Source organism: Salmonella sp. 32070601201500089SM (genome assembly GCF_017573605.1).
GTDB lineage: Bacteria > Pseudomonadota > Gammaproteobacteria > Enterobacterales > Enterobacteriaceae > Salmonella > Salmonella enterica.
The window spans coordinates 136,497-154,806 of the sequence record NZ_JAGETK010000009.1 but is presented as its reverse complement, the minus strand read 5'-3'; the positions used below and the strand labels follow the sequence as shown (position 1 = coordinate 154,806).

General features: G+C 53.1%; 14 protein-coding genes. 5 read left to right on the top strand and 9 right to left on the bottom strand.

Annotated features, from left to right (window positions below; all coding sequences use genetic code 11):
- Positions 1 to 60: 60 nt before the first annotated feature.
- On the bottom strand, positions 61 to 1,614 hold the full coding sequence (locus tag J4728_RS15720; protein WP_208212034.1) for a TROVE domain-containing protein: 1,554 nt from the start codon (positions 1,612 to 1,614) through the stop codon (positions 61 to 63).
- 189 nt (positions 1,615 to 1,803) lie between these two features.
- Between J4728_RS15720 and rtcR the strand changes: the two genes are divergently transcribed.
- Positions 1,804 to 3,387: an RNA repair transcriptional activator RtcR gene (gene rtcR, locus J4728_RS15715; protein WP_208212032.1), complete on the top strand. Its 1,584-nt coding sequence runs from the start codon at positions 1,804 to 1,806 to the stop codon at positions 3,385 to 3,387.
- On the opposite strand, the gene J4728_RS15710 is transcribed toward rtcR, so the two are convergent.
- From J4728_RS15710 to glpE, 3 genes are all read right to left on the bottom strand, one after another.
- Positions 3,384 to 4,142: a DeoR/GlpR family transcriptional regulator gene (locus J4728_RS15710; protein WP_000815085.1), complete on the bottom strand. Its 759-nt coding sequence runs from the start codon at positions 4,140 to 4,142 to the stop codon at positions 3,384 to 3,386. The two genes, rtcR and J4728_RS15710, sit on opposite strands and share 4 nt — an antisense overlap.
- A 93-nt stretch (positions 4,143 to 4,235) precedes the next feature.
- Positions 4,236 to 5,066 carry a rhomboid family intramembrane serine protease GlpG gene (glpG, locus tag J4728_RS15705; protein ID WP_000928702.1) on the bottom strand — a complete coding sequence of 277 codons (831 nt, stop codon included), beginning with the start codon at positions 5,064 to 5,066 and terminating at the stop codon, positions 4,236 to 4,238.
- 75 nt (positions 5,067 to 5,141) lie between these two features.
- Positions 5,142 to 5,468, bottom strand: a complete 327-nt coding sequence (gene glpE, locus J4728_RS15700) for a thiosulfate sulfurtransferase GlpE (protein WP_000434523.1) — start codon at positions 5,466 to 5,468, stop codon at positions 5,142 to 5,144.
- A gap of 198 nt (positions 5,469 to 5,666) precedes the next feature.
- Between glpE and glpD the strand changes: the two genes are divergently transcribed.
- On the top strand, positions 5,667 to 7,175 hold the full coding sequence (gene glpD, locus J4728_RS15695; protein ID WP_000448178.1) for a glycerol-3-phosphate dehydrogenase: 1,509 nt from the start codon (positions 5,667 to 5,669) through the stop codon (positions 7,173 to 7,175).
- 47 nt (positions 7,176 to 7,222) lie between these two features.
- On the opposite strand, the gene J4728_RS15690 is transcribed toward glpD, so the two are convergent.
- The 3 genes from J4728_RS15690 to J4728_RS15680 all read right to left on the bottom strand — a co-directional run bounded on the left by J4728_RS15690 (position 7,223) and on the right by J4728_RS15680 (position 10,541).
- A complete protein-coding gene (locus J4728_RS15690; protein WP_000390367.1) occupies positions 7,223 to 7,768 on the bottom strand; it encodes a hypothetical protein in 546 nt (181 codons plus the stop codon).
- 9 nt (positions 7,769 to 7,777) lie between these two features.
- Positions 7,778 to 9,274 (bottom strand): PstS family phosphate ABC transporter substrate-binding protein, encoded by a 1,497-nt coding sequence (locus J4728_RS15685; protein WP_243771292.1) that lies wholly within the window; start codon positions 9,272 to 9,274, stop codon positions 7,778 to 7,780.
- 157 nt (positions 9,275 to 9,431) lie between these two features.
- Positions 9,432 to 10,541 carry a glycerol dehydrogenase gene (locus tag J4728_RS15680; RefSeq protein WP_208212030.1) on the bottom strand — a complete coding sequence of 370 codons (1,110 nt, stop codon included), beginning with the start codon at positions 10,539 to 10,541 and terminating at the stop codon, positions 9,432 to 9,434.
- A 337-nt stretch (positions 10,542 to 10,878) separates the two neighbouring features.
- Between J4728_RS15680 and J4728_RS15675 the strand changes: the two genes are divergently transcribed.
- Genes J4728_RS15675 through J4728_RS15665 form a run of 3 tightly spaced genes read left to right on the top strand, consistent with a single transcriptional unit; the run spans position 10,879 to position 14,874 of the window.
- Positions 10,879 to 12,213 (top strand): MFS transporter, encoded by a 1,335-nt coding sequence (locus tag J4728_RS15675; protein WP_001518078.1) that lies wholly within the window; start codon positions 10,879 to 10,881, stop codon positions 12,211 to 12,213.
- On the top strand, positions 12,210 to 13,925 hold the full coding sequence (gene ilvD / locus J4728_RS15670) for a dihydroxy-acid dehydratase (protein WP_000078494.1): 1,716 nt from the start codon (positions 12,210 to 12,212) through the stop codon (positions 13,923 to 13,925). The genes J4728_RS15675 and ilvD overlap by 4 nt, the downstream gene beginning before the upstream one ends.
- A 43-nt stretch (positions 13,926 to 13,968) precedes the next feature.
- The gene (locus tag J4728_RS15665; RefSeq protein WP_000192193.1) at positions 13,969 to 14,874 is read left to right on the top strand and encodes a dihydrodipicolinate synthase family protein; all 906 of its coding nucleotides are present in this window, start codon (positions 13,969 to 13,971) and stop codon (positions 14,872 to 14,874) included.
- Between the two features lie 43 nt (positions 14,875 to 14,917).
- Here J4728_RS15665 and J4728_RS15660 read toward each other — a convergent pair whose 3' ends face one another.
- Both J4728_RS15660 and glgP read right to left on the bottom strand, forming a co-directional pair.
- Entirely contained in the window at positions 14,918 to 15,673 is a 756-nt protein-coding gene (locus J4728_RS15660; RefSeq protein WP_000724553.1) for an IclR family transcriptional regulator, read from the bottom strand.
- Between the two features lie 177 nt (positions 15,674 to 15,850).
- Positions 15,851 to 18,298: a glycogen phosphorylase gene (gene glgP, locus J4728_RS15655; protein WP_000993424.1), complete on the bottom strand. Its 2,448-nt coding sequence runs from the start codon at positions 18,296 to 18,298 to the stop codon at positions 15,851 to 15,853.
- Between the last annotated feature and the right edge of the window lie 12 nt (positions 18,299 to 18,310).

Below are 18,310 nucleotides of genomic sequence, written 5' to 3'. Positions count from 1 at the left end.
GATGATACGCATCGGGAAAGATGTAATCCCGGCCAGCATTCGCGCCGCGCTGAATACTCTTTACAGCGTCACGGCTTCAATCTCTTCCAGCCAGTGCGCGCTGCCATAGCGACCGTTAACAAAGTTATCTATCACCGTAAACACCTCGTCGCTGAAGCCGCCGACGTTCAAAATATCGCTTCGTTCCGCCGCCTGGGTGGTACCGTAAGGCAGCAGATCGATACACACCAGGCGCGCCTGCGGGTTGCGCTTTTTCAGTTCGATCCAGCATTCCATGGTGGCCGTTGAGCCATGGCGCGACTTATCAACCCACGATTCGTTATCCGACACCATAATCACCAGATCCACCCGCGCCCGCTCGTTCAACAACCTACGCAGCGGCGCGGAGCAGTTGGTGCCGCCGCCGCCAACCGCCGCCAGCTTTTGCGCGTTGTGCATAACCGACTGGCGCGCATCAAGCTGCACGTCAACCACATCGCATTCAAACGGCAGCACGCGGGCCTGCGGATGATTACGCAGCACGGCGGCGGCGATCAGCCCGGCAACGTCCACGCAGCGGATCTTACTGGTCGCCCCCTTGCGATAGCCGGTTATCGACGACTTCATCGACCCCGACACGTCCGGGCAGACCACCACATTGCCGTGAAACGGCGGAATGTTCTCCAGCGCGTACTCCATCGCCTGCGCTAAAGCCTCGCGAATAACCTGCGGCACGCCGCTTTGCAGATTGCTCCACGCCGACAGCAACTGATAAGGATAAACCCAGGACTGGCGCACCTGCGCTCTGTCCGCCAGCCGCTGCGCCACGCTGGCGGCAAGCGTTGTATTCTCAAACACGTCATGACGCGCCAGCGTATTCAAATTCATCCGCAACGTTTGCCAACTCATCCGCTGCGCCAGTTGTGCCCACTGTTCGCGACTCAGCGGCGCGTTGGTCAGCAGTAAAAACGGCACATCGGGTAAGGCCGCGCCCATGTCGCCTTCACGAAACGCCAGCAGCGCGCGCGTTTTTTCCGGCAGTTGCGTCTTATCGCACGGCTTACCAATCAGCCAGGCGAAGAAGGCTTCCTGCCACGCCGCTTGCGGCCGTGGGTGCACCATTTTGACGATATCCGCCAGCGACGGCGCATTGCCCACCGATGCCTGCAATAAACGCTCTTCGCTGGCGTTCTGCAACCAACGCTGCACCAGCTTCTTTGGCCGCGTCCCCAGCGAGCGCCGCCCGGTCACGCCGCTGCGTAACATTTGCACAAAGTTACGCAGCATCCGGCCATTGTTGATCACCCGCGCAAATACTACCGGCAGCAGCACCGAACCACGCGCCGCCAGAATGGCGGTCAACAGCGCGGGCATATCCTTCATCATCCCGCGTTCGCGGCCATAAATCGCCAGTTGCGCTAAAAACAGATCGTCGAGATCTTTCGCCGTCGCCAGAACATCATTTAGCTGCGCCTGGCCGCTGGCATAAAAAGTCTCGTTCATGCAGCCGGTCATCACCATTTGCGCCAGTTTATGGCGCGGGGTGAAGGCAAAGGCCGCTGCGCCTTGCTGATTGCTGGCGTTGGCCAGCGGCGCGTCCCTTAACAGCGAACGGAACAAAAGTGGATTAGCCATTTGTTTTTCCCATTTCCGTTATTCTCCATGCCAGAGTTATTGCAACCAGCGTGCCAGAAAATAAATTATTTTATAATTTATTGATTTTTAAAAAATTTATTTCTTTGGTATTCAGATGAAAGAAAAATGCCTGCACGGCAGCCATTAAAAAGCGATAAAATTATCTCGTCTTTTAGAAGGAAATCTAAGATGCGAAAAACGGTGGCCTTTGATTTTGTCGGCACGGTGCTCGACTATGCAGGACGCGGCAGTCAGCGTTGGGAAAAATGGCGCCCTACTTTGTGTCTGTGCCAGCAGGAGACGCTGGTCGTTCACCGCCTGGAACTGCTGTACGATGCCCGCTCTCGCTCGCTGTTTGAAGGATTAAAGAAGGATATCGCCAGCGTCTCGCCGGAAACGGACGTCGTCGGCGTAGAAATCGCGATCCGCAACCCGTGGGACTTCGAAGAGGTTTACGCCTGCCTGCACGATTTCGCCCGCAGCCATACCTTTCATCCCGAAGATGAAGACTATCTGATTCATATCACCACCGGCACCCACGTCGCGCAGATCTGCTGGTTCCTGCTGGCGGAGGCGCGCTATCTACCGGCGCGATTAGCGCAGACCTCGCCGCCGCGCAAAAAAGATAAACCGCATAGCACGGGCGACGTGACGATTATTGACCTCGACCTCAGCCGCTACAATGACATCGCCACCCGCTTCGCCCAGGAGCGGGAGGAGACGCTCAACTTCCTGAAGTCCGGCATTGCAACCCGCAACCCGTGTTTCAACCGGATGATTGAGCAAATTGAGCGCGTCGCGATGCGCTCCCGTTCGCCAATCCTGCTCAACGGCCCGACCGGCGCGGGCAAGTCGTTTCTCGCCCGTCGCGTCTATGAACTAAAACTGGCCCGCCACCAGTTCAGCGGCCCGTTTGTCGAAGTGAACTGCGCCACCCTGCGCGGCGACACGGCGATGTCGGCGCTGTTCGGCCACGTTAAGGGGGCGTTTACCGGCGCGAGAGAGGAACGTGCGGGACTGCTGCGCAGCGCCGACGGCGGCATGTTGTTTCTTGACGAAGTGGGAGAACTGGGCGCGGATGAACAGGCCATGTTGCTGAAAGCCATTGAAGAAAAACGCTTTTACCCTTTCGGCAGCGACCAGCAGGTCAGCAGCGATTTCCAGTTGATTGCCGGCACGGTGCGCGACCTGCGCCAGCGAGTAGCGGAAGGGACATTCCGCGAAGACCTGTACGCGCGCATTAATCTCTGGACCTTCGAACTACCAGGCCTGCGTCAGCGCCAGGAAGATATTGAACCAAACCTTGACTACGAACTGGAACGCCACGCGGCGCTAACCGGCGACAGCGTGCGTTTTAATACCGAAGCGCGCCGCGCCTGGCTGAGCTTCGCCACCTCGCCGCAGGCCGCCTGGCGCGGTAACTTCCGCGAACTCTCCGCCAGCGTCACCCGCATGGCGACGCTGGCGGACAACGGGCGAATCACGGTCGAAACGGTAGACGATGAAATCGCGCGTTTGCGCTATAGCTGGAATGACCATCGCCCCTCCGCGCTCGACGGATTGCCGGGCATTGACGCAACGGCGCTGGATCTGTTTGACCGTATGCAACTGGAAAACGTCGTTGCCATCTGCCGCCAGGCGAAAACCCTTTCCGACGCCGGGCGGCAGCTATTCAACGTTTCCCGTCAGGGGAAAGCCACGGTGAATGACGCTGACCGGCTGCGTAAATACCTGGCGCGTTTTGGTCTGACGTGGGACGTTTTACAGAATTAACACAGCTCCAGTTGGATATGGTTCTCCGTCAACACCTGCATCACGCCCGGCGGCGGCAGGGTATCGGTGTAGACCGCATCGACCATACTAATACTGCCCATGTTTACCATCGCGTTACGGCCAAATTTAGAGTGATCCACCACCAGCATCACGTGGCGCGAATTTTCGATAATCGCGCGCTTGGTGCGTACCTCATGGTAGTCAAATTCCAGCAACGAGCCGTCGCTATCAATACCGCTAATACCGAGAATGCCGAAATCGAGACGGAACTGGGCGATAAAGTCCTGCGTCGCTTCGCCAATAATGCCGCCGTCGCGGCTGCGGAGTTCGCCGCCGGCGAGGATAATACGAAAATCCTCTTTCGCCATTAGCGTGTTCGCTACGTTCAAATTGTTGGTCACGATCCGCAAATTACTGTGCCCTAACAGGGCGTGCGCTACGGCTTCCGGCGTCGTGCCGATATCAATAAACAGCGTTGAACCATTGGGAATCTGGGCCGCGACTTTGCGAGCGATGCGCTCTTTTTCTTCCGTTTGCGTCGCCTTACGATCGTGCCACGGCGTGTTCACCGAGCTGGAGGGCAACGCCGCGCCGCCGTGGTGGCGCAAAATCATATTCTGTTCCGCCAGATCGTTAAGATCCCGACGAATGGTTTGCGGGCTGACAGAAAAATGCTCCACCAGCTCTTCCGTACTGACGTACCCCTGTTTTTTTACCAGTTCAATGATCGCGTCATGCCGTTGTGTTTGTTTCATGAATAATCTCTGAAAGTAACCAACCTTGCGCCGGATAGCGGCATTCGCCCTACCCGGCCTGGAAAAATATCTCGACCACAGGCCGGATACGCCTCACGTTCGTTTTCGCGCATTCAGCGTATCAACAAAGGCCATCGCTAAACCGACGATAAGCCCGGCGATGTGCGCGCCGTTCGCCATAGACATGCCAAACCAGTCAAACCAACCAGCGACTATCCACAATAATGCAAAAATAATTAAGCCGCGCTGGAGGTAAATTCCGCTTTGCGGATCGCGCTCTCCACGCAGCCACACGTAGCCCATCAGCGCATAGACGACGCCAGACAGCCCGCCAAACCACGGGCCGCTAAATTTCTGCTGTACATAGCCGCTTAGCAGCGCGCTTATCACCGTAATGACGATTAATTTACCGCTGCCCAGGCGCTTCTCTACCGCCCCGCCGAGATACCACCACCACAGCAGGTTAAAAAGAATATGCATCAGTGAGAAGTGCATAAAGATATGGGTGAAGTAGCGCCAGACTTCAAATTTTAAAACCGGATCGAACGGCCACGCCAGCCATACCATCACCGTCTGATCGCCGATGAGACTCATCGCGATATAGACCAGCACGCAGGCGAGCATCACGATCCAGGTAACAGGGCCGGCTCGTTCACGCAGCGTGGCGAGAAAGGGAAAACGGCGGTAGCGTAGCCCGCTGTTAGTCTGCCCGGACTGCCAGCTAGCCGCCAGATAACGCGGATCGCCGGGATTTTCTATAAACCGCGCCAGCTCGACCCGCACACGTTCAGCCTGCGATTCATCCGCCAGCCAGATATCGCTTTGATTATGTTGCTGAATAGTAAGAATGACGCCCTGGGTGGCCATGTAATCAACAAATGCCTGCGCCACGCGAGGATTCGCAAAGGAAGTAATCATCAACATTATTGCTGTCGCTTAGTCCATACAAAAGAAGACAGTATATATACCCTTCTCGTCGGAGGCTGCATCTTTATGGGATTACGCGCCATTCGCGACATCGGCAGGGAAACGGCGATGCCAGGCCTCAAACCCGCCGTCAATGCTGTAAACCGCATCATAGCCTTGCTGGAGCAGATACTGCGCGGCGCCTTTACTACTGTTGCCGTGATAGCACATTACCATCACGGCGGTATCGAAACCATGCTCACGCATAAACGCGCCCAGCGTATCGTTAGTCAAGTGAAACGCCTGCGGCGCATGACCCATGGCATAACTTTGCGGATCGCGAATATCGACCAGCACCGCCGCGCCCTGGTGCAGTTTCTGATACGCCTCTTCTACAGTGATACATTCAAATTGTTCCATGAATCGCTCTTTCATTATTGCCGGTGAAGCCAATTAAGGCATTTTATCGCCCAGTGTACGTTGACGGAGTAGCTTAACGCCATAATGTTATACATATCACTCTAAAATGTTTTTTCGATGTTACCAATAGCGCGTTTCTTTGCTATTATGTTCTATAACGAACATTTTTGAACTTTAACGAAAGTGCAAGAGGGCAGCATGGAAACCAAAGATCTGATCGTGATAGGCGGGGGCATTAACGGTGCAGGCATCGCGGCTGATGCCGCCGGACGCGGTTTGTCCGTACTCATGCTGGAAGCGCAGGATTTGGCCTGCGCAACCTCTTCCGCCAGTTCGAAACTTATCCACGGCGGCTTACGCTACCTTGAGCACTACGAGTTCCGTCTGGTCAGCGAAGCGCTGGCAGAACGTGAAGTGCTGTTGAAAATGGCGCCGCACATCGCCTTCCCGATGCGTTTTCGTCTGCCGCACCGCCCGCATTTACGTCCGGCCTGGATGATCCGTATCGGTCTGTTTATGTACGATCACCTCGGCAAACGTACCAGTTTACCCGGTTCCACCGGTGTGCGGTTTGGCGCAGATTCGGTGCTCAAACCGGAAATCGTGCGCGGATTCGAATATTCCGACTGCTGGGTAGACGATGCGCGTCTGGTGCTGGCTAACGCACAGATGGTGGTGCGTAAAGGCGGCGAAGTCCTTACCCGTACTCGCGCAACCGCCGCTCGTCGGGAAAATGGCCTGTGGATTGTCGAAGCGGAAGATATCGACACCGGTAAAAAATATGTCTGGCAGGCGCGCGGACTGGTTAACGCCACCGGACCGTGGGTCAAACAGTTCTTCGACGAAGGGATGCACCTGCCGTCACCGTATGGCATCCGCCTGATCAAAGGCAGCCATATCGTCGTGCCGCGCGTCCATAATCAGAAGCAGGCGTATATTCTGCAAAACGAAGATAAGCGTATCGTCTTTGTCATTCCGTGGATGGAAGAGTTTTCGATCATTGGCACAACCGATGTCGAATATAAAGGCGATCCGAAAGCGGTAAAAATTGAAGAGAGCGAAATTAATTACCTGTTGAAGGTCTATAACGCGCACTTCCAGAAACAACTGGGGCGCGATGACATCGTCTGGACGTACTCCGGCGTCCGTCCGCTGTGCGATGATGAGTCCGACTCACCGCAGGCGATCACTCGCGATTATACCCTTGATATTCATGATGAAAACGGCAAAGCGCCGCTGCTTTCCGTGTTTGGCGGTAAGCTCACGACCTACCGTAAGCTGGCCGAACATGCGATGGAAAAACTGGCGTCTTATTATCCAGGCATCGGGCCGGCATGGACCAAAACGTGCGTACTGCCCGGCGGCGACATCGACGGCAGCCGCGAAGATTACGCGGCGAAGCTGCGTCGTCGTTATCCGTTCCTGACGGAATCGCTGGCGCGCCACTATTCGCGCACTTACGGCAGCAACACGGAGTGGATTCTCGGCGAAGCCACGTCGCTGCTTGATTTAGGCGAAGATTTCGGTCATGAGTTTTACGAAGCGGAACTCAAGTACCTGGTGGATCACGAATGGGTGCGCCGTACTGAAGATGCTATCTGGCGTCGCACCAAAGAAGGCATGTGGCTGACCGCCGAACAGCAGTCCCGCATCACCCAGTGGCTGGCGGCGTATGTTGAGAAACACCAACTTTCACTGGCGTCGTAATAAAATCCGGGGCGGTTTATACCGCCCTTTTTCGCCACATACCGCATTCACTCGCCGGATTTTGTACAGCCGGGCATATGATTAGTAATACGGTAGCGATCGACACTTATTTTGGTAATAAAGAAGGGTTTTGCCCGCGCTTCGCTATTCCAGAGAGTTTTCCCCGTTTTACACCAGCTTTTATGAGGAAAGTTGGCATAATGAACCACGCTCTCCTCCCCCAGCACGCTTTCAAAATGCGCGCGTTTATCACCGTCGGCCACGCTAAAGTCAGCATAAAAAAGATTGCTGTCCAGGTTAAACGTCATTTCTATTTCACTGGCGGAAGATGGAAAGAACACAGGTAGCCAGGTCCAGATACCGGATTGCTCGGGTATAGCGGCATAATCAGGAAAATAGCTTACCTGGCGATCATCGCAGGCGGTCAGCACAGCGACGATGATTAATGCTGCGCCACACCGGAGGACCTGATTAATCAGCTCAGCAACAATATCTTTATGCCACGAAGTGGATTCACGCCGTGCAATACGAATATCAGCGCCGCTGGCCGGGTCTACGCCTACCCGTTCCACATATAATTTAACATCTTCCATTTAGTCCCTTTATTTCGCGGCCGGATACAGCGGCACATATCCCACATCCTGCACCAACTGCTGCCCCTGCGGGCTTAGAAACCAGTCCACCAGCTTTTGTGTTTCCGCTGTGGGGTGTTCACGGGTGACCATATAAACATCAACCGTGTACGGGTAACTGCCGTTACGAATATTTTCAACCGTCGGCGCAACATCGTTTATCGCCAGTAATTTAATCTCTTTATTGCTGTGCATCTGCGTAGCGTAATAACGAAAGGTATAGCCAATGGCGTTGTGCGTATTGCGATACTCAGCCACGATATCCACCATTTCCCCCATCGCGGTTGCCACTGATGTTGTTTGCGCTGGCATCAGCTTTGTTTCTTTCATTACCTTCGCCAGCATCGCCGTTTGGCTGCCAGAGTTTTCCGGTCGCTGCCAGGGCTTAATGTCGATTGCCTCTCCGCCTACCTCATTCCAGTGGGTGATTCTTCCGCTAAAAATGCCGCGAATTTGTACATCACTCAACGATGACACGGGATTGTTTTGGTTGACGATAAACACAAACGCTTCACGTGCAAAGGGGGTGTAAACCAGTTTTACGCCACTGGCCTCGGCCAATTGCTTTTGAGCAGTGGAAGGCTGGGCGACAAAAATAAGATCGGCATTGCCGTTAAGGATATTTTGATAGGCTTCAATGGTTCCCTGGTTTTCAAGGTAGTCTTCAGGGCAGATATCATCCGGAAAGCGCGTAAGCGCATAAAAAGCCGAGGCGTATAACGGCAAGCCAGCCGTTGCGCCATCGAGCCGCGGCCAATTTTGGGTGAGCAGAAGTGTCGGTTCATCGCGCAGCCCGGTTAGCTTGTTGCCCCATGTGTGCGCCTGATAATCGCGGAAATAAAGATATTCACTGCTCTCGGGAGCGGGATACTTCACGGCATAAAGATGTGACTGGTATACGGCACAGCTCCCGAAAAACAGCAGGCAAATCACCAGCAGATTACGACAAGTGTAGCCCGCACCGCCGCGTAGCACTCCCCAACGCGCACCTCCATACCCTAATGCAAAACAGAGCTGCGAGCCAACCGGGATGAGCAACACTGCCCATACCCAGCCATTGAAAAAGGATATTACGCTGGGTACTAACCAAAGCGTTTGCACTACCTGGGCGATGGGTTTACGCCCTATCGCGCGAATATTAAGATCGGTGAGAAACATCAGGATGACCCACCCCATCAGCACCACCAGAGCGGGCATAAGCAGGCAGCAATCACGCCATTCTGGATTTACCTCTGATGCATTTCCCTTTCCCCATATCCGGCCACAAAGAAAAATTAACCCTGCGCCCAGAAGCGCTACCGGGATAATGGTCGCCTTCTCAATAGATTGCGCGACGGGGATACTATTTTCAAGAACGCTAATGCACGCCCACATTCCCCCCACGATAATCGTAATAATGTTCACCAGCAGCGGCACGCCGATAAACGCCATTATGATTGACAAAAAAAGCCAATTAGCATTTTTCATTTTTCTATCCGCTAATCCCTGCGATAGCGGAAGTATAAACCCGGTAGTCCTGAGCACCCCCCATGCATTTTTCTGAAATCGCGACGTTAAAACATTCACGATAGCGGCAGACAGAAGTTGAAAGTTCCGGCTGCCGTTTTTTATTTACAGGCTCACATTAACCTGCAAGATCGATCTTTTTCCGCGCCTGCCCAACAGCATCGGCGGCCCGCAATGCCGCCTGCACAGCCTCCGGCGTAATGGTAAACGGCTCGTTGTGCATCGTTTCCCCAGTTTGACAAGACGCCCTGGCAACGGCCAGCAGTTCATCAACGCTAACGCCAGCCAGACCAATATCCGCCAGCGTGGTGGGCAAGCCTATATCTTCACAAAATTGATAAACCTCCTCGATAAGCTCAGGCGCTCTATCGGTGAGCATAAGCATTGCCAGCGTGCCAAACGCAACCTTTTCCCCATGCCAGTATTTGTGCGTGGCGGGCAGTACTGTCAGACCGTTATGAATGGCGTGCGCCGCCGCCAGCCCACCGCTTTCAAAACCAAGCCCGGATAATAGCGTATTCGCTTCGATAACATGTTCGAGCGCCGGAGTAACCTGATGTTGTTCACAGGCAAGTTTCGCCAGGCGTCCATAGCGCATTAAGGTGGTGTAGCAAAAGCGCGCCAGCTCAAATGCGGTCATCGGTCCTGGCCTGGTGGTCATATTGCCGGCCCCTTTGATGCGGCAATCTTCCGCTTCAAACCAGGTTGCCAGCGCATCGCCTATCCCGGAAACCAAAAAGCGTACCGGCGCGGCAGCAATAATACTGCTGTCCACCAGCACAAGCGTCGGGTTACGTGGAATCATCAGGTAGCGTTTGAATTTCCCTTCTGGCGTATAGATAACAACCAGTGAACTGCACGGCGCATCCGTTGAGGCCAGAGTAGGAACCACGGCAATAGGCAGCCGCAGGCTGGCGCCGGTTGCTTTTGCCGTATCCAGGGTTTTCCCGCCCCCCATACCAACAATCACATCGGCGCCAATTTCCTGCGCGCGTGCGGAGATGCGAGCAATTTCCTCATCACTGCACTCGCTACTGAACACTTCGATATCAAATTCAATCACCCCGTGCAGTGCTGTTGCAACTGTATCCCGGTAGGTGTTGTGAACAACAGGATCCTGCAAAATCAGCGCCTTATGACCGAGTGCGGCCAATTCCTGCGGGAGATGCGTTGTCAACGCTCCTTTACCCTGAACATATCGTGACGGAAAGATCGCGGTAGTAACCATTGTTTCTCCTTAAAAAGCATTAAAGTTCAATATACAGAACACAAATTCCACATAAAGAATTTAATGCTGTTTACTCTGAACGCACAATGACCAGGTGAGAGCATAATCTTATCCTGTGAGGCAGCGCACAATTTTGGCTATGTATTAGACCGATGAGCAGTTTCCATTGGGTTATCCGCTCTTTCTCACCTTATCTCCGTTCATTTTTGAAGCAAATCACAAAATATAACCTTCCTTAGAGTATGGAATTGACGCTGTATGAATACGTCGGCATAGTGTCAATATGCAGAACAGCAGTTCCATATACAGAACACATTTTTGATACTAAAGGGATGCAATGATGAGCATTGAAATAGAGAAACCGACCACACGAGGGCGCTGGCTGCATATTATTCCAGCCACGATCCTCGTTTATATCGTGGCCTATATGGACAGGACCAATATCGCCATTGGGATAGCAGGCGGCATGGATGAAGATTTAGGCATGACGGCTTCTTTTGCCGGTCTGGTCGCCGGGATCTTCTTTATTGGTTATATCTTCCTGCAAATTCCCGGCGGTCAGATAGCCGAGCGGCTAAGCGCCAAAAAGTTAATTGCCTGGACAATCGTCGCCTGGGGGGGCTTTGCCCTGCTGACCGGTTTTGTTCAGACACCGACGCAGTTGTTGATTATCCGCTTTGTGCTCGGCGTGGCGGAAGGTGCTGTGTATCCCGCCATTCTGGCGCTGATTGGCCACTGGTTCCCAAATGAGGAGCGCGCCAGGGCTATCGCCTATTTCCAGATGAACCTGGCCGTCGCTTCTATTATTACCGGGCCGCTTTCCGGCTGGCTTATTGAAACCTACGGCTGGCGGGAGATGTTTATCATCGAAGGCTTGCTCTCTCTGGGACTGCTCTTTGTCTGGCTACCTTTGGTTTCCGATCACCCGCATCAGGCAAAGTGGCTGGATCCGAAAGAGCGCGCCTGGATCGAACAAAAATTGCTGGCCGATCGCGCGTTGAGTATTGGCGGAGAGCAAAGCAGCATTCGCGGCGTATTAAAAAGCATCAACCTGTGGAAGCTTGTCGGTATCTATTTCTTCGTACAGGTCGGCTTCTATGGCTTCGCGCTATGGATGCCAAATCTGATTAAACACCTGACCGGCAGCGGCATGACCATCGTTGGGGTACTCACCGCGGCACCTTACGTTCTGTGCATTATCGGTCAGTATTACATCGCCAAATGGTGTGATAAAACGATGAATCGCCGCCTTTACACGGCTATTCCTCTGCTGGGTTTCGCGGTCTGTCTCGCCCTCTCCTTATTACTGAAAGATAACGTCTGGCTCGCCTACGGCATGATGGTTATTTGCGGGTTCTTCCTGCAAGCCTATGCCGGTCCATTCTGGACGCTGCCGCCATTACTCTTCGCCCCCAACGTTCTGGGCGGCGTGCGCGGCACGATCAACGCCCTGGGCAACATTGGCGGCTTTATCGGTCCGTACCTCGTCGGGCTGTTAACGGTGACGTTCTCGCAAACAGCAGGAATGACCGTACTGGTTGCCGCCCTGCTTATCGCCGTTGGACTGCTTTTCAGCTTACCTTCTGTTACCGCTCGTCCTGCAGGTAGCAGCAACACACCTAACACCTCGACGCCGGGTGCGTCACTTAAACAGGAAGGAATCGCCAAATGAGCCAAAAATGTCAACATGCTCGCGACCTGTGGTCGCAGCTCGACGCCCTGCGTCTTGGAATGAATTACAGCAAAGAAGATGTCAATAAACTGCAGGTCCTGGTGGATGATTGCTATGGCGAAAGTCATCCGGGCAGTTTCCATCTTAACCAACTGGGCGATGAAGCCGTGCTGGGTGTTCATGAAAGCGGCGGTCGCGCGGTCCGTCACCATGTAACGGATATCTGCGACGGCTGGGGTCAGGGCCACGATGGGATGAACTACATACTGGCATCTCGAGAAGCTATTGCCAACATGGTCGAAATTCATGCCTCAGTGGTGCCTTATGATGCCGGTATTCTGATCTCAAGCTGCGATAAATCTATCCCGGCGCATCTGATTGCCGCCGCACGCCTGAACCTGCCGCTGCTGCATATTCCTGGCGGTTCTATGCGTCCGGCACCGAATATGAGTACTTCTGACCTCGGCGGGATCACTGCTAAGTTGAAGAAAGGCGAAATCGGCATTCAGCAAGTGGAAGCCATGCAGCAATGCGGTTGCCCCACCGCCGGAGCCTGCCAGTTTATGGGAACGGCCAGTACCATGCAGTGCATGTCGGAGGCATTGGGGCTGGCCCTGCCAGGCAGCGCTTTGCTGCCATCGACCCTGGCGGAAATTCGCCGCGTTGCCAGAACTGCAGGCCACCAGGCGCTGTATCTGGCGGAGAAAAATATCACCACCCATAAGATCCTGACTCCTGCGGCGTTTGAAAATGCTATCAAAGTCCATGCTGCTATTGGTGGCAGCACCAATGCGATGATCCACCTTCCGGCCATCGCTCATGAACTTGGATGGGAGCTGAAGCCCGAACTGTTTGATCGGATCAATAACGAAATCCCTTATCTGACCAATATTCAGCCCAGCGGTGAATACGTTACCGAAATGATGTGGTTCGCTGGCGGCGTGCCAATGGTGCAATGGTATCTGCGCGATTATCTGGATCTTGATGTTCTTACCGTGACTGGCCGTACGCTCGGCGACAACCTGGAAATGCTCCATCAATCTGGCTTCTTTACCCGCAACCACGGTTACCTCAACAATTACAAAGTCAGTCCGGAGGAGGTGATCCGTAAACCAGAAAATGCCACCAAAAAAGGGTCGATTGCGGTACTGAAAGGCAACATCGCGCCTGAAGGAGCGGTCATTAAATACGCGGCCTGTGCGCCGGATATGCACCACCATACCGGTCCTGCTCGGGTCTTTAACTCCGAAGAAGACGCTCAGCAGGCCATCATCCATAACCATATCGAACCCGGCGACGTCATTTTCATTCGCTACGAAGGCGCAAAAGGCTCTGGCGCACCGGAAATGCTGATGACAACCGATGCCATCGTGTATGACAAACGCCTCGACGGAAAAGTCGCATTGATTACCGACGGTCGTTTCTCTGGAGCGACCAGCGGGCCATGTGTCGGACACGTCTCGCCAGAAGCCGCTGATGGCGGGCCGATTGCCCTGGTGGAAGATGGTGATTTAATCGAAATGGATGTGAAAGGCCGCAAGCTCAATATTGTAGGGATCGACGGGATGCCTAAAACAGAAGAGGAAATACGCCGCTGTCTTGAAGAGCGTCGAGCAAGCTGGAAGAAACCTGATTATTCAAACCGTCGCGGCGTCTTTAAACAGTTCACCGCTAATGCAACATCATTAATGGCCGGAGCCTGGCTTAAATAATATCCCTGGCGGGCTACGGCTCGCCTGTTTTAAGGATCAATACATGACTCAGATTACGAAATTTCACGGCGTATTTCCGCCAGTTCCGACCATTGTTAATGCGCAGGGAGAGTTAGATAAAGTCGGCATGGCAACCTTGCTGGATCATCTTATTGCAAGCAAGGTCAATGGCGTATTACTGCTGGGCAGTGGAGGGGAATTTTGCCATATGACCAATGCGCTGCGTCTGGAAACCGCAGAGTTTTGCGTCCGTCATATTAACCGCCGTATTCCAGTACTATTAGGTATTAGCAGCACCAGCACGCAGGAAGTGATTGAGTATGGTCAGCATGCCGACCGACTCGAAGTCGATGCCGTGCTGGTACTCAATCCCTACTATGCCAGATTGACCGATGAGTATATTTATCATCATTTCAAAACCGTGGCTAATAACATAAAAAGCCCGGTGATTCTCTACAACTTTCCAGCATTGACGGGACAGGACCTTAGCGTTGATTTAATTACCCGGTTGGCGCAAGATCACCCCAATATTATCGGCATTAAGGATACCGTTGATAATATCAGCCATATTCGTGAAATCATCAATAATGTCAGGCCAGTGCGTCCGGACTTCGTTATTTTCTCCGGCTATGATGAATATATGATGGATACGCTTATCTTAGGCGGCAACGGCGGGATCCCAGCGACAGCGAACTTTGCGCCGCAGCTAACCTGCGGGATCTACCGCGCGTGGTGTGAAAAAGAGTATGAGACCATGTTCGGATTACAGCGCAGGCTGTCCGCGCTTTCCACTATTTACAGCCTGGATTCACCTTTCTTCGGGATAATCAAAAAGGCAATTCAGCTTAGCGGAGTCGATATTTCAACTCATGTAATGCCCCCCGTTTTGCCGGCAAATGAAGAACATATTTCGAATTTGAAGCAGATCTTACAGCGTGCGGGACTTTAAGCGATGACGAAAGCGGGCTTCTTGCCCGCTATGTCTTTTTATTTCAGCACATCAGACGCGTCAGGCTACGGCTGGCATCCATCATCAGCGTAGCAAGCGACTCGCGTTTATCATCGGGGATCTGGAACGTAACGCCGGATACGCTCAGGGCGGCGATCACTTTCCCCTGCGTATTGAATACCGGCACCGCAATGCAGCGCACGCCAAGGGAGTCTTCTTCGTTATCATAACCCCAGCCGCGACGGCGAATTCCTGCTAACTCCTGCTTAAGGATATTCACATCTGTGATCGTCGTATCCGTAAAACGCGTTAATATCTGATCTGGAGGCAGCAACTCCTCCAGCTCTTCCCCGCTAAGCCATGCAATCAGCACCTTCCCCAGCCCTGAGCTATGTAATGAGAGGCGCTTGCCCTCCCAGCTTCGAATCACAATAGCCTGTGGGCTTTCGACTTTCAGAAGATAAATGGGGGCATCGCCCTCCAGAACGCCAAGATGGCAGGTCAGGCCGGTGTTATCGCGAATCTCTTCAAGAATCGGTAACGCGATTTTTTTAATGTCATACTGTTCCGCCGCTTTATTACCTAATTCATACAGGCGTAGCCCCAGATAATACTTGTCTTTTTCCTGGCGTAATAACCCATGCTCCACCATGCCGTTGAGCAAAGATGAGGTACTGCTTTTCGCAATCCCTGAATTTTGATGGATCTGGGTAAACGTTGCGCCATCGCACTCCAGAAGGTAAGCAAATACGCGCATAATTTTATCGAGAGCCGGAATAGATGTCGTAATCTTTTTCATATTATTATCAATTAATTATGGATTTTTCTGCTAATACTATACACCAGTACTCAACCCTTTTTCCATGACAGAGACCAAGTGCCGCTAACAGATTCAGCAGACGAATATCGGCATACCCCCCGAATATACCACGATAAAAAACGGGGCCGTTTGGCCCCGTTCTCAAGCGTTAAACCGCTACAACCGCACCGGATCAATATGCCAGATATTTTCGGCATACTCTTTGATGGTTCTGTCCGATGAGAAGTAGCCCATATTGGCAATGTTGAGCATCGCTTTCGTCGTCCACTCTTCCGGGCGACGATACAACTCATCCACCTTATCCTGGCAGTCCACGTAGCTGCGGTAGTCCGCCAGCACCTGATAGTGATCGCCAAAGTTAATCAGCGAATCTACCAGATCGCGGTAACGGCCTGGCTCTTCCGGATTAAAGACGCCGCTACCAATCTGCGTCAGTACCTGATGTAGCTCTTCATCTTTTTCATAATAGTCGCGAGGCTTATAACCCTGCCTGCGCAATGCTTCCACCTCTTCGGCAGTATTACCGAAGATAAAGATATTCTCCTCGCCGACATGCTCCTGCATCTCTACGTTCGCGCCATCCAGCGTACCAATGGTGAGCGCGCCGTTCAGGGCAAATTTCATATTACTGGTGCCGGAAGCTTCTGTCCCTGCCAGCGAAATCTGCTCAGACAGGTCGGCAGCGGGAATGATCACCTGCGCCAGGCTGACGCTGTAGTTCGGGATAAACACTACTTTCAGCTTGTCGCCAATCTGCGGATCGTTGTTAATCACTTTCGCCACGTCGTTGATCAGATGAATAATGTGTTTTGCCATGTAATAGGCGGAAGCCGCCTTACCGGCAAAAATATTCACCCGCGGCACCCAGTCGGCCTCCGGATTTTCTTTAATGCGGTTATAGCGGGTAATGACATGCAGCACGTTCATCAGCTGACGTTTGTACTCGTGAATACGCTTGATCTGCACGTCAAACAGCGCCTTCGGGTTAACCACCACATTAAGCTGCTGCGCTATCACTACCGCCAGCCGTTTTTTATTTTCCAGCTTCGCCTGACGCACCGCATGATTGACCAGCGGATAATCACAATGCTGCTTCAGCTCGCTGAGCTGACTAAGATCGGTACGCCAGGTACGACCAATATTCTCATCCAGCACGTCAGACAGCGGCGGGTTTGCCAGCGCCAGCCAGCGGCGCGGCGTAACGCCGTTAGTGACGTTACAAAAACGGGTCGGAAAAATCTTCGCAAAATCCGCGAACAGCGACTGCACCATCAGGTTGGAATGGAGTTCAGAAACGCCGTTGACTTTATGGCTGACCACCACCGCCAGCCAGGCCATCCGTACCCGGCGGCCGTTCGACTCATCAATAATCGACGCGCGTCCAAGCAGGCTGGTATCGTTGGGATATTGCTCCTGCAACGTTTTCAGGAAATAGTCGTTAATCTCGAAGATAATCTGCAGGTGACGGGGCAGAATTTTCCCCAGCATATCGACGGGCCAGGTTTCCAGCGCCTCGCTCATCAACGTATGGTTGGTGTAAGAGAAGACCTGACAGCACACCTCAAACGCGTCGTCCCAGCTAAATTTATGTTCATCAATCAGCAGGCGCATCAGCTCCGGAATTGACAGCACCGGATGCGTATCATTGAGGTGAATGGCGATTTTATCCGCCAGATTCTCATAGGTTTTATGCAGTTGATAATGACGGTGCAGGATATCCTGCACCGTCGCCGAGACCAGAAAATACTCCTGACGCAGGCGTAGCTCTCGTCCGGAATAGGTGGAATCGTCCGGATAGAGCACCCGTGAAACGTTCTCAGAGTGGTTTTTATCTTCCACCGCCGCAAAGTAGTCGCCCTGGTTGAATTTACCGAGGTTGATTTCACTACTGGCCTGCGCATTCCACAGCCGCAGTGTGTTAGTGGCGTCGGTGTCGTAACCGGGGATGATCTGATCATACGCGACGGCCAGAATCTCTTCCGTCTCAATCCAGCGCGCTTTTTTACCTTCCTGCTGAATGCGCCCGCCAAAAAGCACCTTATAGCGCGTATTGTGGCGCTTGAACTCCCACGGGTTGCCATATTCCAGCCAGTAATCCGGAGACTCTTTTTGCCGCCCGTCGACAATATTCTGCTTAAACATGCCGTAATCGTAGCGAATGCCGTACCCGCGGCCCGGTAATCCTAGCGTCGCCAGCGAGTCCAGGAAGCAAGCCGCCAGCCGTCCTAAGCCGCCGTTGCCAAGCCCTGGGTCATTCTCTTCATCGATCAGCTCTTCGAGATCTAAGCCCATGGCCTCCAGCGCGCCTTTAACGTCGTCATAAATGCCCAACGAGAGCAGCGCGTTAGAGAGAGTACGACCAATCAAAAACTCCATCGACAGGTAATAAACCTGCCGGGTTTCCTGCGATAATTGGGCTCGATTAGAACGCAGCCAGCGCTCCACCAGACGATCGCGCACCGCGAACAACGTGGCGTTCAGCCATTCGTGTTTATTGGCAATGACCGGGTCTTTACCAATCGTAAACATCAGCTTATAGGCAATAGAATGCTTAAGCGCCTCAACGCTGAGAGTGGGCGATGCATAAGTAAACGGAGCATTCATATAAATGATTCC

Coding starts and splice junctions, on each gene's coding strand:
- ilvD (WP_000078494.1), top strand. CDS start 12,210: ATGAGCCAAAAATGTCAACATGCTCGCGACCTGTGGTCGCAGCTCGAC.
- J4728_RS15665 (WP_000192193.1), top strand. CDS start 13,969: ATGACTCAGATTACGAAATTTCACGGCGTATTTCCGCCAGTTCCGACC.
- glgP (WP_000993424.1), bottom strand. CDS start 18,298: ATGAATGCTCCGTTTACTTATGCATCGCCCACTCTCAGCGTTGAGGCG.
- J4728_RS15660 (WP_000724553.1), bottom strand. CDS start 15,673: ATGAAAAAGATTACGACATCTATTCCGGCTCTCGATAAAATTATGCGC.
- J4728_RS15680 (WP_208212030.1), bottom strand. CDS start 10,541: ATGGTTACTACCGCGATCTTTCCGTCACGATATGTTCAGGGTAAAGGA.
- J4728_RS15720 (WP_208212034.1), bottom strand. CDS start 1,614: ATGGCTAATCCACTTTTGTTCCGTTCGCTGTTAAGGGACGCGCCGCTG.
- J4728_RS15690 (WP_000390367.1), bottom strand. CDS start 7,768: ATGGAAGATGTTAAATTATATGTGGAACGGGTAGGCGTAGACCCGGCC.
- J4728_RS15675 (WP_001518078.1), top strand. CDS start 10,879: ATGATGAGCATTGAAATAGAGAAACCGACCACACGAGGGCGCTGGCTG.
- J4728_RS15710 (WP_000815085.1), bottom strand. CDS start 4,142: ATGAAACAAACACAACGGCATGACGCGATCATTGAACTGGTAAAAAAA.
- rtcR (WP_208212032.1), top strand. CDS start 1,804: ATGCGAAAAACGGTGGCCTTTGATTTTGTCGGCACGGTGCTCGACTAT.
- glpD (WP_000448178.1), top strand. CDS start 5,667: ATGGAAACCAAAGATCTGATCGTGATAGGCGGGGGCATTAACGGTGCA.
- glpG (WP_000928702.1), bottom strand. CDS start 5,066: ATGTTGATGATTACTTCCTTTGCGAATCCTCGCGTGGCGCAGGCATTT.
- glpE (WP_000434523.1), bottom strand. CDS start 5,468: ATGGAACAATTTGAATGTATCACTGTAGAAGAGGCGTATCAGAAACTG.
- J4728_RS15685 (WP_243771292.1), bottom strand. CDS start 9,274: ATGAAAAATGCTAATTGGCTTTTTTTGTCAATCATAATGGCGTTTATC.